Origin of the sequence: Peribacillus simplex (assembly GCF_001542915.1) — a bacterium.
In the GTDB taxonomy this organism is placed as follows: domain Bacteria; phylum Bacillota; class Bacilli; order Bacillales; family DSM-1321; genus Peribacillus; species Peribacillus simplex_B.
Genome location: NZ_LNNH01000032.1, coordinates 1 through 13,343 on the forward strand (window position 1 = coordinate 1; position 13,343 = coordinate 13,343).

Sequence of the window (13,343 nt, forward strand, 5' to 3'; positions counted from 1 at the left end):
CTGAGTACATATCTTTCACCAAGTCATAAATGAAAGTGAAGTCAATGGCAGCCTCCATTTTACGAACCAAATGGTTCGGTGGCACCAGTTGATCTAAAGTTATCATTTCAAGTTGATCTCGCTGAATAGAATCATGTTTAGAAAGCATCCTCATCACCTCAAGTTTTAATCCTTCAATTTTAAAACAAAAATGACTCCAGTCAAAAGTGTTCTATCTAAAAGGTAAGACAAAGTTGATTGGAACGGAAGGTACGAGACTCCTGCGGGAAAAGCGCGTCTAGGGGAGACCCCGCAGGCAAAGCCGAGGAGGCTCCCCGACCGCCCGCGGAAAGCGAGTGCCTGGAGTGGAAATCAACGTCTAAATTGTACAGGCCATAAAAATAGACAAACTCGATCTTCATCGAGTTTGTCTACAGTCTGAAGGCGCCAGTTCATGGCGCCTTCTTTGTTATTGATGGACTTTCAATTTTTGTCTTTGCTTTTGTTTTTGAGCCTTCATAATGAACCAAATGACGATAAGTGCAATCGGGATAAGCAGGAAATTCGCATATTGGGAAAAGATGGATCCCGCCTGTTCCCATCTAGGACCTAACTTATATCCTAAATAAACATAAACGCTTGTAACAGGGAGCATCGCCAAATAGGTGAATAAAATGAACTTCCAAACATTCATTTTCAGCATTCCGCATGGAAGCGATACGGCTGTACGGATTCCCGGTACAAATCGTCCAAAAAAGGCAATTCCCCCGCCATACCTTTCAAAGAATCGGTCCGCCTTATTCAACTGCTCTTCTTTAATCAAAAAGTATTTCCCAAACTTCAGCACGAGCGGTCTCCCGCCATATTTTCCCAAAGCATAAAGCGTCAGCGGTCCCGTTACCCCACCAATCGAACCGGCGAGAATGGTCAAGTATAAATTCATATCACCTTGATAAACCCAGTAACCTGCCAGCGGCAATACTATTTCAGCAGGAATGAATTCAAAGGTCAAAGCCAGCATCACACCGAAATAAGATAAAGATTTAAACGCTTCAATCATATCCATTATTATAGTTTCCATTGAGATTTCCCCATTTCCGCCTTATTACATATAATAAGGCTCCGCCTGGATTGAATTGGCGAAGCCCTTGATTTCAAAAAGGACATTTTCCATTGTATCACAAGTTCAATCACAATTTTTCATAATCTACTGATGGGTTACCATGTTTCTTATGAAGGCCTGTTGCATTGACGTGTGAAGCTTTCCTTCATTGAATTATTATTTTGTAAAAAGATGTGAAACGCAAAGAAGAAAGATAGATGACCGGATCGTTTAAACAAAGAAATGCCGCCTGCAAAATACAGACAGCATCTCCTACAAGTTCCTGGCTTTTTTTGAAAAATCCACATGGATCCACCCCAAGCTTTTTTCTGTTAAGCCGGGGTTGTGCTTCAAGTGTTAAATCATGAAGGGGGTGGAAAACGCCGCTAATCCCAGCTCGATATGCTTTTTAGCATCCGTCATCATCCCATCAAGCAATTCCTGGACCGTGGGAATATCCTCAATCAATCCGGCCACCTGGCCACCATTCATGAACCCTTCGTTAACATCCCCACGCATTGCACCATTTATATGATGCACTTCAGATGTCAAATCACGATAAGTCATGGCAGACAGACCTCGTTTTTCCAAGTCCAGGATTTTGTCCGCATATGGGGCCTTCAATACTCTTCTCACCTGGCCAACCGACCTGCCTAATATGCACGTATCATTTCCCATCGATTCAATCAATTTCTGTTTGTAGGATGGATGGAAAGGGGCTTCCTTCGTGGCGATTAGCCTGGTTCCCAACTGAACTCCCGAGGCTCCCAGCATTAAAGCCGCTGCCAATCCCTGACCATTGCCTATTCCTCCAGCTGCCAATACCGGCAGTTTCACCTGCTTGCTAATTTGCGGAATGAGGGTAAAGGTCGTCAATTCCAGGTTGGAATTGATACCGGCAGCCTCGACCCCCTCGGCAACCAACACATCAGCCCCGGCAGCCTCTGCTTTTTGGGCGTGCTTGACCGATGCCACAATAGCGATCACTTTACTCTTCTTTTGTTGCAAGGACGGAATGTAAGGGGCCGGATTTCCTGCTGACAACGAAACGACAGGTATATCATGCTTGAATACAAGATTGATTAGCTCATCTGTATATGGACTAACGTTTATCGGAATGTTCAACGCGAAATTGTTATTCGTTTTATCCTTCGTTTCAAGTATGATGGCCTCCACCTGGCCCGGGGTCATCGTACCGCAGCCGATCGTCCCAAGTCCCCCTGCGTTGGATACTGCAGCCGCTAGAGTTGCATTGCTTATATTCCCCATGCCGCCTTGAATGATGGGATATTTAATTGAAAAAAGATCACAAATATATTTCACCATTACCCCTCCCTGTCCATTTAATGTTATACTATAATCATTAGAAAAACAATTCTGACTTTTCAAAAGGAGCGCTACTATGATCATTCCATATAATAAGAAGAAGCCCCTCATTGATGAAACCGTTTTCATTGCCCCTGGCGCCTATTTAATTGGTGATATTTCCATTGGGAAAGAATCGACCATCTGGTTCAACTCCGTCCTGCGCGGTGACGAGGATTCCATCACCATAGGGGAAAAGTGCAGCATTCAAGACAACTCCACCATTCATTTATTCGAAGGCTGTCCGGTTGTCATCGAAGACGAAGTAACGGTTGGTCATAACGTAATCCTGCATGGCTGTAAAATAGGTAAACGCTCCATTATAGGAATGGGGTCAACGATATTGGATCATGTAGAAATAGGCGAAGAATGCATTGTCGGCGCGAATACATTGATTGCAGCAGGCAAAATCATCCCTCCGCGTTCACTCGTAATCGGTTCACCTGGGAAAGTGGTTCGCAGATTGAATGAGAAGGACCTTGAATTGATACAGCTTTCAATAGATACATATGTTCAAAAAGGAAAGGAATTTAAAGCTTTACTCGATTGATTGTAAAATAGGGTCCTCCCTTTCTGGTGATCATTTTTCATGAAAAAAAGCCTCGGCCAGTAATCGATAGAGACTGGCTGAAGCTCTTATTCACTTAATGATCAGCGGATGATCCTTAGCATCATAGGCCTCATCTTTCCGCCATAAATCATTATTCTCCTGGAATACGCTCTCGAAGAAGCGGCTTGCCGGTTCAGCCAACACTTGATAATACTGGCTGAATAAAAGAGCAGCATGGTTCCCGTTCCATTTTGAGGGCAGCAGTTCATTTGGGAGGCCTGGATCGATGAATAAAAACTTACGGTATTCATGCACCAGATTCGTCCTTTCCACAAAGCAATCCGCATCAGACATTTCGCCCCTGCTTATGATGCTTTGGTGAACGATGAATTGTTTACTGTATTTCTCGATGAATTGTTCATATTTATTCTCGATCTCCTCCAGCTGCCAGCTCTTCTCGACAAGTGAATGATTTTCCTTTGGTCCCTTGTATTCGGAAATGAAAAAATCAACATATTCATCAATTTCATATTTCGCAATCAAAAGATCGATTTCTTTCTCGAGATCATTAGGGGAAATCCAGCACCCATTGGAAAAACTGCCAAATCCACTCCATAATAATTCTTTACGCAGATCATCCCGCAATTGCCGTTTATCTTCAGGAATCGTGTACATCAAGATGCGCCATTTACCATCCCATTCATTTGGTTTCATCTTGTAAATGCGATTGGCAGCTTCATCCATTCGCTGTACACCGCGCTCAGTCAGAAAGTAATAACTTTTATTCCCTTGCTTTTCGGATTGGATCCATCCTTGCTTAACCATCCGTGAAACGGCTACACGCACGCCCTGCTCATTATGGCCGAATTCCTTTAATAGACGAATTAAACTGCCTATCCAAATTTTACTTCCATAGTTCCGGATATAATCGCCATATATCGTAAAAATCATGGATTGCGTATTCGTTCCTATATCCTCACCTCATTCTATTGTTACCAATTTCACACGGTCCACATAATTATTATTATATCCCCTTAAACAGAAACCGCAACATCATTTCCCGGTAAATTGCGTTTTTCTCCTTTCGCTGAATGCTTGGAGTGCTTCCAATCTGTCCTGAGTCGGAATGGTCAGCTCATAGGCTTTTCCTTCTATCGCCATTCCCGTTTGCAAATCCGTATTCATTCCCTGGGTAATTGCATATTTGGCTTGAGTGACTGCGATTGGCCCATTTTTCATGATTGCTGCCGCCAACCCTTCACAGGCTGAGCGAAGCTGTTCCCTTGGCACGACCTTCAAAAGGATTCCTAATTGTAAAGCTTCTTCTGCAGTCAGTTTTTTAGCAGTGAAGATTAATTCCTTCGCCTTCATCTCACCAATCAATCTAGGCAATCGCTGTGTACCGCCTGCCCCCGGAATGATTGCCCAGCTAGTCTCCGTAAGACCTAAGGAAACGCCTTCTGCCGCAATGGCAAAATCGCATGATAGCAACCATTCGAAGCCGCCCCCCAGTGCATATCCATTGACGGCCGCAATGGTTGGCTGCGGCAACCCGGCAATGCTGGCAAAAACATCGCGGATCATTTTAACATTCCTTCTTACCTCCGAATCATTCAAACTCTTTCTTTCTTTTAAATCTGCGCCTGCACTGAATGCTTTTTCCCCTGCCCCCGTGAAAATGACCACACGGATATCACCGTCCAGATGAACCGCATCAATGACTTCCTCCAGTTCAGAAAGTGTCTCGTAGTCAAAGCAATTCAAGACCTCAGGTCGATCCACCGTTATATACCCGATTTGATTGTTCACTTCATAAATGACATTAGACATATATTCTCTCCCCTTTTATAAATCAATCCTCTTCCATTTTTTCAATGATCGCCGAAATCCCTTGCCCAACACCGACACACATCGTGGCAAGGCCGTAACGTACATTTCGCTTTTTCATTTCGTGAACAAGCGTTGTTAATATACGCGCACCGCTTGCTCCGAGTGGGTGACCAAACGCAATTGCCCCGCCATTGACATTCACTTTCTCCTGATCCAGCTTCAATTGGCGGATACACTCGACTGATTGGGAGGCGAAAGCCTCGTTCAATTCAATTAAGCCAATGTCTCCAATCGCGATATTCGCCCTCTTCAATGCCTTTTCAGTCGCAAGGATGGGACCAAGTCCCATGACTGACGGTTCCAATCCAGCTACCGCACCTGCCACATATTTGGCCAAAGGCTGCAATCCAAGTTCGCGCGCTTTTTCACCACTCATTAACAGCAAGGCTGAAGCTCCATCGTTCACACCAGAGGCATTACCGGCCGTTACAGTTCCGCCCTTAAAAATCGGTTTAAGTTTTTCCAGCTTTTCGATGGTCGTTTCAGGACGGGGATGTTCATCATTAATGAAAATGACCTCATTCCCCTTACGATCCGTATATCTGACCGGTACGATTTCATTGAAAAACCGATCATTTTCCATTGCATTTTTCGCTCGTTGCTGGCTCTGAAGTGCGAATCGATCTTGTTCTTCCCGCGAAATGGAAAAACGCCGTGCGACATTTTCCGCTGTCTGGGGCATGGAATCCACACCATACATCTCTTCAAGCTTTTCATTCGTGAAGCGCCAGCCGATCGTCGTATCCTGGAGCTCCATTGCTCCCCGGGGAAATTCACTTTCAGGTTTGGCCATGACGAATGGGGCCCTTGTCATGCTTTCGGTGCCGCCTGCGATATAAATCTCTCCTTCACCTGCAGCTATTGACCGTGCACCATACATGACGGCATCCAATCCAGATCCGCACAATCGATTAATGGTCGTTCCGGCCACAGTTACGGGAAGACCGGCCAATAACGCGGACATTCTCGCCACATTGCGATTGTCCTCCCCTGCTTGATTTGCATTCCCGAAGATGACATCATCGATTTGTTTTGGCGGAAGCGCCGGATTGCGTTCCATCAGCGCCCTGATCACAACGGCACCTAGGTCATCCGGGCGAACGCTCTTCAAAGCGCCTTTATATCTACCGATGGGTGTTCTTACAGCATCGACAATCACGACATCTTTCATTTCCTCACCAACTCTCCATCTTTTGTATAATCATACACGCCCCTGCCTGACTTGCGGCCAAGCCTGCCCGCTTTAACATACTGTTCAAGCAGCGGCGCCGGACGGTACTTCTCTCCAAGCTTGCTATGTAAATACTTTAGGTTATTTAAACGGGCATCCAATCCAACCAAATCCCCCAGCTCGAATGGCCCCATCGGGTAATTCAGCCCTAACTTAATGGCCTTATCAATTTCTTCGGGTGTCCCTAAACCCTCTTGAAGCATATAAAACGCTTCATTTCCTACGAGGCAGCTGATCCTGCTCGTCACGAACCCTGGAAATTCATTGATGACCACGGTCTCTTTCCCCATTTTTCCGGCAACTTCCTTAATTACGGCTGCCGTTTCATCACTTGTTTCAAGTCCGCGCACAATTTCCACGAGCGGCATCTTTTGAACAGGATTAAAAAAATGCATGGCAATCGTTTTTTCGGGGCGTTTACCATAAGATCCAATTTCAGTCGGGCTCATGGTGGAAGTATTCGTTGCAAAGTAACAGGCTTCGTTTGCATACTCTTCAAGCGTTTCAAAAACGGCTTTCTTAATTTCCGGTTTTTCCGGAACGGCCTCTATGATTAGATCGGCAGCAGCTGCCGCTTCTTTCAAATTGGAAGAATATGAAAATCTATTTTTTGCGGAAGCCGCTTCCTCCTTGCTGATTTTTTGATAACGGACACCCTTCTCAAAAATGGAATCAATTTCATTTTTTGCGCTTTCCAATGCCGTTTGACTCACATCCACCAATATTACATCGAATCCTCCAGTTGCCCCTACGTAGGCTATTCCCCTGCCCATGACCCCGGACCCGACGATCACTAGATTTTTAATCATCAACCATTCCTCCTTTTACTTAAAGAGGGCCGGCTACAACGAATCAGATCAGCATTCATCCATACATGAATTACTTATCCGACAATCGTTTTGCCAGCCATCTATTTATGTTCGATTAAATGCCGAAAGGATTCAAGGGACGGCTTCCATGATAGGAAATGATGCTTTTCGTTTCTGTATAAAGATCGAGTGTTTCAATACACAGCTCACGTCCGAATCCTGATTGTTTATACCCTCCGAAAGGGGTTCCAGGAAAAGCGGAGAATGGGCAGTTCACCATGACGATTCCCGCTTCGATTTGATTGGCCACTCGGGTCGCACGTCCGCCATCCTTTGTCCAAAGCGCTGAACCTAGTCCAAACTCTGTATCATTCGCGAGCCTGATGGCTTCTTTTTCATCTTTAAATTTCATAATGACGACCACGGGACCGAATATTTCCTCTTTCACTACATTCATATCATGATTGACATTGGCAATGACCGTCGGCTCAAACCAGTAGCCTCCTTCAAAGCCTTCAATGACCGCCGGCTTTCCGCCGGTTAGGATATCCGCACCATCCGAAATGGCCGATTGAACATAATTATTGATGACATCCAATTGCCCCTGATCTATAATGGCCCCGACATGCGTTTCTTTATCGAGCGGATTGCCCAATTTCAATTTCTTCGTTTTTTCTACAAACTTGGCAACGAATTCATCATAAATGTCTTCATGCACATATAGACGCGATCTCGCTTCGCAAGATTGTCCGGTATTGTAGAAAATGCCATATAGGGAGCCATCGATAGCTGCTTCAAGGTCGGCATCTTCAAAAACGATATTAGGAGATTTTCCGCCAAGCTCCAATGTTACCCTCTTTAATGTTTGGGAAGCTTTGCCCATGAGGTCCCTGCCGATTGGCGTAGAACCAGTGAAGGCGACCTTATTCACGTTAGGATGCTCGACTAGGTAATTCCCTACGTCCGCTCCAGGACCAGGGATGATATTGACCACCCCGGACGGCACACCCGCTTCCAAACAGATTTCCCCTAAGACGATGGCAGTCAGCGGCGTTAAGGAGGCCGGCTTGACGATCACCGAGCAGCCAACTGCAATTGCAGGGGCAATTTTCCAAGCTGCCATCATCATTGGATAATTCCAAGGAATGATTTGGGCGCAAACTCCCACTGGCTCTTTCTCGGTATAGTTATGGAATTGGCCAGGTACGTTATTGACAGATCCGCGGTGCGCAACTAAAGCACCTGCATAAAATTCGAAATCCTCTATCGCCTGCATGACTTGGCCCTGCGCTGCCGATATGGATTTTCCGCTGTTCAACACTTCCAGCTCAACCAATTCATTGAAGCGGGAACGCATGATTGCCGCAATTTTATTCAATACACGGGAACGTTTATTAATCGGGGTTTTCTTCCATTTACCTTTATCAAAAGCTTCACGTGCAGCTTGAACCGCCTTTTCCGCATCTTCCTTAGTGGCTTTTGCCACCTTGGCGATGATTTCGCCAGTTGCAGGATTGCATGCATCCAAAGTCGATCCGTTAGAGCTTTCCACTCTTTCCCCATTAATGATCAGGTGGTAATAATCACGTTTCGTTTCCGCTTTTTCAAATGCCGCCTCTTGAACTTTAACCATGTAATCCCTCTCCCTTTTTATATTACTTTCCTATGAACTGAGCTTTCCTTTTTTCGGTGAACGCTGCCACGCCTTCAGCAAAGTCCTGCGTCAAACCGGCGATTCGCTGGCCTTCCGCTTCTTCGGTTAAGTATTCATCCAATGAAAGGTGATAGGTTGCCTCTAAGTATCTTTTGATCAAGCCGATTGCTTTCGTCGGCTTGGCTGCGATATTCCCTGCAAAGGCCCTCAATTGCTCGTTCCATTCATCCACACCGATCACTTTCGTTGCGAGTCCGATGGCTTTTGCCTCGGAGGCAGTGACCTTTTCTCCCAATAAGGATAGTTCCAAGGCCTTCGCATGGCCAACGATTCGCGTGAGGTAGTACAGGTTGCCTGAATCAGGTATCAAACCGATATTGACAAAAGCATTTATAAAACTGGCATTTTCGGAAATTAGCCGAAAATCGCATGCAAGTGCCAGGCTGAAGCCGGCCCCTGCCGCCACACCGTTTACTGCCGCAATGATAGGTTTTTCGCAACGAGAAATTTGCTGCATCATCGGGCCGTAGTCCTCACGGAGCACTTGACCTAAATGCTTGCTTTCATCCACTTCCGATAAATCCTGTCCCGAGCAAAAGGCCCTGCCTTCCCCGGTGATGATAATGGCACGTACAACGTCAGATTCCGCAGATGCTTTGATCGCTTTCTTTATTTCCCCATTCATTTGGGAAGTAAAGGCATTAAGTTTATCAGGACGGTTCAAAGTAAGCCAAGCGACTCCATTTTCAACCCTATATGTGATCGTTTCGTACATAGAGCACTCCTTATCCGCCTGTGAATTTAGGCTTTCTTTTTTCAACAAACGCACTCATTCCTTCTTTTTGGTCCCCTGATGCAAAAAGAAGATAGAAGTTCTTCCGTTCAAACTGCATCCCCTCATATAAGGAATGGTCAACGGCTTTATTGACGGATTCTTTAATCAGCCTTACCGCCAAAGGAGGTTGCTTCGCAATCTTTTGAGCAAAATCAACCGCTTCTTCCATTAATAATTCAGGAGCGACGATCTTATTTATGAAACCATAATGCAGGGCTGACTTTACATGGATTCTCTCGGCTGTCAATATCCATTCAAGCGCCTTCGTTTTGCCCACCAATTTCGTCAGCCTCTGCGTTCCTCCTGCACCAGGCATGACTCCCAACGTGACTTCCGGAAAGGAAAATTGGGTGTCGCTGGCAGCAACCAGGAAATCACAGGCTAAGGCAAGCTCGAAGCCACCACCGAATACAAAGCTTTTCACAGCCCCGATTATTGGCTTCCTGATTAAATTGATTCGATCCCAATCGGCAAATTGATTCGTTAACTCCAAAGTGATTGGGCTGTCATTCACCATCTCGTCAATATCTGCCCCGGCAGAAAATGCTTTTCCATTTCCAGTCAGCAAAATCACCTTCACTTGGGAATCGATGTCGAATGCTTCCATCGTCGAAACGATTTCACTGATCATCTTCCTATTAAGGGCATTCAATTGCTTCGGCCTGTTTAAAAAGATGAATCCAATGCCGTCCTCGATCGACGTTTCAATGAACTGGAGCGCATTCATTTCATTTCTTCGCCAATCATCATCGTCACTAACTTCCCTGCAAAGCCCATTAAGTCTTTCCCCGATGCTTTTCCTTCTGGGGAACTCATTCCTTTTTGGAGGGCATCATGGTTTTCATAATACATTTCACATAGAATGTGATATTCAGAGTCTTTGCCCATTGGAGTCCCGATTATTTTAGTGACCTCCATTTTTTGAAGACCAGGGATTTTTTCCGTTAACGGACCGTGGACATTGAAATAGTGCTCATCGAATTCTTCCTTGTTTTCAGGTTGTTTATATAGGGCAATTAGCTTTATCATGTTAGAAAACCTCCATTTATTAGATCATTTTTATCATCGGTTTCATTGCTTCGAACGGGTTTTTACATGCTTTGCAATATAAGATGCTGCGGCAGGCTGTCGGGCCGAATATATTCTCCATCGTGACATATGTTGATTCACAATACGGACAATCTATATGCCATGATCCATCTTTTTTCATTTGTCTGGGAGGGGGGGAGATCCCGAAAACCTTCAATCCAGCTTTCCCTTTTTCCGTAATACGATCGGACGTCCAGGAAGGGCAGCGCAAAAATGTAACGCTTACATTCCTTACCGTTGGAAGCTGTTTTACAGCCGTCTCCACATTTTTCTGAATGATTGGCAATGCCGGGCATCCCAGAAAGGTCGGCAGCATTTTCACCGATACGTCCGGGCCCGAAACCGTCACTTCTTCAACCATTCCCAAATCCAGAATGCTTACTGTATCGATTTCGGGATCTTTAACGTCTTCCAGAAGCTTATATATTTCATCTGAGTTTATCAGTACGGTCGACATGATATCCCTCCCCTTTTCTCTAATGGTTCACCATGAAGCAGCTTTATCGGACGCATACACTTCGCTTAACGTTTCGAGCGCCGTTTCCAAATCCTCCGTGTGCACGCCGTTTCGCCCATCACCTTTGGCCATGCCCATTTCAAATGTGGTAACTAAGCCTACACTTTCAAAAACCGGGGTGATGGCCTCGATCCATTTCTTCCGTAAGGTCGCTTCGCCCTCTATCAAGCCTTGCTCCACCATTTCTTCGCCATATTGTCCAAGTGAAAACACGCCGGCGAAATTCGGTAAGGTTTTCTCAATCGCTGCTTTCATTTTCGAAACCGCTTCCTCGTGATCCGAACCAAGCAATTGGACGAACCACAATTTCCAGTGCATCAAATGATAGTAAAGTTCCATCTGTACCTTTTGCGCGACTTCAGCAAGCGGTTCATAAGAGCTTGATTGCAGAGATTGAATCTTGATCGCTTTAGCCTGAGTGTAAAAATAATTCCGTACCACTGCAAAGGCCCAATCATAATCAGGGTCTTTCATATAATGTCCGGGACCATTGGCAGCTTCGAGAATGATGGCATTGCGCCGTTCATTGGCGGGACGGTCGTGGGCGAGCCGATCTGCCGTTCCCTCCCCGATTTCTTCCAATAATTGATAAAATATCGCGGCATGCCCCATCGTATCTTGGGCTATCGAGGAGGATGCCACATCTTCCTCGATATGGGGAGCGAGCCCCAGCCATTCAGAACCACGATATGCATGGATAAAATCATCATCGGCCAAGTGAAGCAGCAATTCCTTGATTGCCGTGTTCTTCAATGATTCATTCTCCATCTTTCACACCTCCCGCCCAAGACATTATTTCTTTTTCATCGAGCATTTCCTGCTCATACTTCCGCCATTTTTTCTTCAGGTACCCATATCCTTTTGTGGTCCTGTAATCTTTGTTGTCCATACGCTGAAGCGTTTTCTTCTCATCGGCCGTCATTTTCCGTATATCCTGTCTTTTGACGACCCAGATATCATCAACTGCTTCTCGTCTCATGAAATTCTCCTGTGCCATCATGATGGCGATATCCTCATTCGGGGCCAGCAGGCTAAACTGATATTGAACGGGCGAGGATTTCGTTTTACGGCTAAATACTTCAAATTCTTCAAAGTAAGTTGCTTGTCTTGGTTCCATACCTTCCTTCCCCCTCCCTTAGATGACCTTCGGAGCCAAGGCTTCCCGTACCCATTTATTATTTTCATAGGAAATTCTTCGAAGATTCAGGCGATCCTGTGAACGTGGTCCTTCATTCCTCGCCATCACCTTCAATTTGCTCCAATCAGGTTGCTTGTATATCCAGGTTTTCGATTCTTTATCAAATCGAAGGGTTTCATCCGGGATGGTATAGCCGAGTGAAAGGATCCGCTTCACATATTTGGAAAAGAAGGCCTGGCGAAGCTCTTCATTCGTACTCGTTCTGATTCTGTACCTAATCGTTACATCCTGTTTGGATGACCCCACCTCATTCTTGCTTGGAGGGCCAAAGAAAAGCAGCAATGATTCCCACCAATAATCGATCGAGTCCTGAACCAATCTCCTTTGTTCTTCCGTCCCTTCGGCCAAAGCCATGATGATCGCCTCGCCATGCTGGGCGTGAAAAACTTCTTCGGCACAAATCCGGTGTAACGCACGGGAATATGGTCCATATGAAGCGCCTAGCATATTCGTTTGGGAGATGATCGCCGCCCCGTCTACAAGCCAGCCAATCAAGCCCGCATCTCCCCAAGTCTTGGCCTCCATATGGAAGACATTATGAAACTTTAAATCTCCATTAAATAAATCCTGCATAAGATCATCCCGTTTTTTGCCGAACGGCTTTAGCAAATCCTCGACGACACGAAGCAATAATTGTCCATGCCCCATTTCATCCTGTACCTTTGCCATGATTCCAAGTTTCCTATTTAAAGTTGGAGCTTTAGGAACCCATTCCTTCTCTGGAAGCGCCCCCATGATTTCACTGATGCCATGCATGGAAATTAACTTGATGAGAGTCCCTCGGTAATCTTCAGGCATCCAATCATCAGCTTCTATCTTTTCCCCTGCTTCGATCCTGGCAATGAAATGTTTCAGCTTTTCTTGTTCTGCCATCTCATTTAAAAGAATGTTCATCTAAAACACCTCTTATCCGGTAATGTATATAACGTTAATATAACGTTATTATAAGTAAATGTTATATTAAATGCAAGACAATTCCGTCTTTTGTTCTGACAAAAAGGAAATTACCGGAAGGAACGTGGATTTTAAACGCAGACGTTTCCACTTTGTTAGATTCCGTTGGACAGCCTTCCAGTGCATCATCCAGATCATCGGATCATTCTGCGGAGACTGCATCATCCCCT

General features: G+C 45.3%; 15 protein-coding genes and 1 pseudogene. 1 reads left to right on the top strand and 15 read right to left on the bottom strand.

The window, feature by feature from the left end:
- The 3 genes and pseudogenes from AS888_RS26870 to AS888_RS16285 form a co-directional block, all read right to left on the bottom strand.
- Positions 1 to 148, bottom strand: a pseudogene (locus AS888_RS26870) (IS5/IS1182 family transposase); the annotation flags it as partial.
- 300 nt (positions 149 to 448) lie between these two features.
- A complete protein-coding gene (locus tag AS888_RS16280) occupies positions 449 to 1,060 on the bottom strand; it encodes a DedA family protein (protein ID WP_061143207.1) in 612 nt (203 codons plus the stop codon).
- Positions 1,061 to 1,438: 378 nt separating this feature from the next.
- Positions 1,439 to 2,404 (bottom strand): NAD(P)H-dependent flavin oxidoreductase, encoded by a 966-nt coding sequence (locus tag AS888_RS16285; RefSeq protein WP_155645522.1) that lies wholly within the window; start codon positions 2,402 to 2,404, stop codon positions 1,439 to 1,441.
- Between the two features lie 79 nt (positions 2,405 to 2,483).
- Here AS888_RS16285 and AS888_RS16290 point away from each other — a divergent pair, with 79 nt between their 5' ends.
- Positions 2,484 to 2,996, top strand: coding sequence for a gamma carbonic anhydrase family protein (locus tag AS888_RS16290; protein WP_061143209.1), 513 nt, complete (start codon positions 2,484 to 2,486; stop codon positions 2,994 to 2,996).
- A 90-nt stretch (positions 2,997 to 3,086) separates the two neighbouring features.
- On the opposite strand, the gene paaX is transcribed toward AS888_RS16290, so the two are convergent.
- The 12 genes from paaX to paaA form a co-directional block, all read right to left on the bottom strand.
- Positions 3,087 to 3,968 (bottom strand): phenylacetic acid degradation operon negative regulatory protein PaaX, encoded by an 882-nt coding sequence (paaX, locus tag AS888_RS16295; RefSeq protein WP_100534195.1) that lies wholly within the window; start codon positions 3,966 to 3,968, stop codon positions 3,087 to 3,089.
- An 81-nt stretch (positions 3,969 to 4,049) separates the two neighbouring features.
- Positions 4,050 to 4,826: an enoyl-CoA hydratase-related protein gene (locus tag AS888_RS16300; RefSeq protein WP_061143211.1), complete on the bottom strand. Its 777-nt coding sequence runs from the start codon at positions 4,824 to 4,826 to the stop codon at positions 4,050 to 4,052.
- A 22-nt stretch (positions 4,827 to 4,848) separates the two neighbouring features.
- Positions 4,849 to 6,057: an acetyl-CoA C-acyltransferase gene (locus AS888_RS16305; RefSeq protein WP_061143212.1), complete on the bottom strand. Its 1,209-nt coding sequence runs from the start codon at positions 6,055 to 6,057 to the stop codon at positions 4,849 to 4,851.
- The gene (locus tag AS888_RS16310) at positions 6,054 to 6,926 is read right to left on the bottom strand and encodes a 3-hydroxyacyl-CoA dehydrogenase (protein ID WP_061143213.1); all 873 of its coding nucleotides are present in this window, start codon (positions 6,924 to 6,926) and stop codon (positions 6,054 to 6,056) included. The genes AS888_RS16305 and AS888_RS16310 overlap by 4 nt, the downstream gene beginning before the upstream one ends.
- Before the next feature lie 115 nt (positions 6,927 to 7,041).
- Positions 7,042 to 8,559, bottom strand: coding sequence for an aldehyde dehydrogenase family protein (locus tag AS888_RS16315; RefSeq protein WP_061143214.1), 1,518 nt, complete (start codon positions 8,557 to 8,559; stop codon positions 7,042 to 7,044).
- Positions 8,560 to 8,581: 22 nt separating this feature from the next.
- Entirely contained in the window at positions 8,582 to 9,355 is a 774-nt protein-coding gene (locus AS888_RS16320) for an enoyl-CoA hydratase-related protein (protein WP_061143215.1), read from the bottom strand.
- Between the two features lie 10 nt (positions 9,356 to 9,365).
- Positions 9,366 to 10,142 carry an enoyl-CoA hydratase/isomerase family protein gene (locus AS888_RS16325; RefSeq protein ID WP_061143216.1) on the bottom strand — a complete coding sequence of 259 codons (777 nt, stop codon included), beginning with the start codon at positions 10,140 to 10,142 and terminating at the stop codon, positions 9,366 to 9,368.
- Complete coding sequence (locus AS888_RS16330; RefSeq protein ID WP_061143217.1) at positions 10,139 to 10,444, bottom strand: EthD family reductase; 306 nt, start codon at positions 10,442 to 10,444, stop codon at positions 10,139 to 10,141. The genes AS888_RS16325 and AS888_RS16330 overlap by 4 nt, the downstream gene beginning before the upstream one ends.
- A 19-nt stretch (positions 10,445 to 10,463) precedes the next feature.
- The gene (gene paaD, locus AS888_RS16335) at positions 10,464 to 10,961 is read right to left on the bottom strand and encodes a 1,2-phenylacetyl-CoA epoxidase subunit PaaD (RefSeq protein ID WP_061143218.1); all 498 of its coding nucleotides are present in this window, start codon (positions 10,959 to 10,961) and stop codon (positions 10,464 to 10,466) included.
- A 27-nt stretch (positions 10,962 to 10,988) separates the two neighbouring features.
- Positions 10,989 to 11,789 carry a 1,2-phenylacetyl-CoA epoxidase subunit PaaC gene (paaC, locus tag AS888_RS16340; RefSeq protein WP_061143219.1) on the bottom strand — a complete coding sequence of 267 codons (801 nt, stop codon included), beginning with the start codon at positions 11,787 to 11,789 and terminating at the stop codon, positions 10,989 to 10,991.
- On the bottom strand, positions 11,779 to 12,138 hold the full coding sequence (gene paaB, locus AS888_RS16345; RefSeq protein ID WP_061143220.1) for a 1,2-phenylacetyl-CoA epoxidase subunit PaaB: 360 nt from the start codon (positions 12,136 to 12,138) through the stop codon (positions 11,779 to 11,781). The genes paaC and paaB overlap by 11 nt, the downstream gene beginning before the upstream one ends.
- 18 nt (positions 12,139 to 12,156) lie before the next feature.
- Positions 12,157 to 13,113, bottom strand: a complete 957-nt coding sequence (gene paaA, locus AS888_RS16350) for a 1,2-phenylacetyl-CoA epoxidase subunit PaaA (protein ID WP_061143221.1) — start codon at positions 13,111 to 13,113, stop codon at positions 12,157 to 12,159.
- Positions 13,114 to 13,343 lie beyond the last annotated feature (230 nt).